Raw genomic sequence first — 1,652 nt, 5'->3', positions numbered from 1 at the left:
CTCCAGGGGAGGGCCCGACACCGAACACCGGAGTCCGCGGGACGGGGTGGCGCGGGCTCGGATCGGACACCCCGAGACCCCTCCTTCGAGCGCGGCCCCTGCCCCGACCCGCGCGCTCCCTCTGACCGTGGCACCGGCGGCTCCGACGCCCGCGTCGATGACGCCCCTTCCGAGGCCACGGCGGTCACCGGTGACCATGGCGCGGCCGACACACCCCGGCGGCCGGGGCTGCCGGCCACATCCCCCTGTCTAGAGCCGCCCACGGCGGACGACACCGCCGTGCAGCACCGCGCGCACACCCCGCTCGGGCTCGGCCAGCAGGGACAGGTCCGCCAGGGGGTCGCCGTCGACGACCACGAGGTCGGCGCGCGCCCCCGTGCGCAGCGTGCCGACCTCACCTTCCAGGCCCAGCAGCGCCGCCGCCTCGCTGGTGGCCGATCGCACCACGTCGGCGGCGGGCTGGATCTCCCCGCGAATGGCGAACTCGGCGCTCTGGTGGGTCTGCATACCGCCGAGCAGGTCCGTGCCGAACACCAGGCGCACGCCACCCTCGTGCGCCATCCTCAGAGCCTCCAACCCGCGGTGCAGGACCGTGTCCACCTTGGCCTGACTCTCGGTGGGCAGTCCGTTGCGCGCCCCCTGGCGGGAGAGCTCGCGGTAGGTGACCAGCGTCGGGACCAGGAAGGCGCCCTGCTCGACGAACAGCTCGACGCTGCTCTGGTCGATGAGGTTGCCGTGCTCGATGCAGCGCACGCCCAGGCGCAGGCCACGGTTGACCGCACGCGCGGTGTAGGCGTGTCCGGTGACGTAGCGGTTCGCGGCCTCGGCCTCCTCCACGACCGCGCGCAGCTCGTCCTCGGAGGACTGCGTGGAGTCGATCCGGTCGGTGGGGGAGGCCACCCCGCCCGAGAGCATGATCTTGACGTGGTGGGCTCCGGTACGGAGCTGTTCACGGGCGGCGCGACGGAACTCGACGGGCCCGTCGCACACCAGACCCGCGCCCGGGCAGCATCCGTGCGGGTCCGTGCCGTGGCGACCGCGCGGCCGGAAGTCACCGTGGCCGCCGGTCTGGGACAGCGCCTTGCCGCCGAACACCAGTCGGGGGCCGTCGATGAGGCCGTCGTCCACGGCCTCGGCGAGCCCCCAGTCGGCGCCCCCGACGTCGCGCACGGTGGTGAAACCGCGGCCGAGCATGTCGGACAGCGAGTTCGCGGCGAAGGCGGCCACGTAGGAGGCGGAGTGGTCGGCCACGGAGCCCAGGTCGGCGCTCAGCGCGGTCACGTGCACGTGGGCGTCGATCAGACCCGGCATGAGGGTGGCCCCGCCCAGGTCGACCGTCTCGGCCCGGTCGGTGACGCCGGCGGGGGCCGCCCCGGTTCCGCGGGCCGCGATGGCACCGTCCTCCACGAGCAACCAGGAACCGGGGGTGCGGGTGCCGGTCTCGGGGTCGATCAGGGCGGCGTCGGTGTAGACGGTGGACCGGGGGTGGTCGGTCACGGGAACCTCCAGGGCGTGGGTGCACGTTCCGCCGCGGAACCGACCGCAACGGCAAAATGCAATATACGTTGCATCTGGCTCTCGTCGTCGGGCGGGGGTGGTATCGCTGGGAGGCGGCGCGCCCCGGGAGGTCCGGGTCGCGTGAACGGAGGGCG

Annotated in this window: 1 protein-coding gene; it reads right to left on the bottom strand. The window is 73.9% G+C overall.

Annotated features, from left to right (window positions below; all coding sequences use genetic code 11):
- Positions 1-249 precede the first annotated feature (249 nt).
- Positions 250-1,497 (bottom strand): amidohydrolase family protein, encoded by a 1,248-nt coding sequence (locus DSY14_RS27735; protein ID WP_211719554.1) that lies wholly within the window; start codon positions 1,495-1,497, stop codon positions 250-252.
- Between the last annotated feature and the right edge of the window lie 155 nt (positions 1,498-1,652).

The sequence above is a fragment of the Nocardiopsis sp. MG754419 genome, from assembly GCF_018207095.1.
Classification (GTDB): Bacteria; Actinomycetota; Actinomycetes; order Streptosporangiales; family Streptosporangiaceae; genus Nocardiopsis.
Note: the sequence above shows the minus strand (reverse complement) of the source record. Positions and strands in the feature narration are given on the sequence as shown.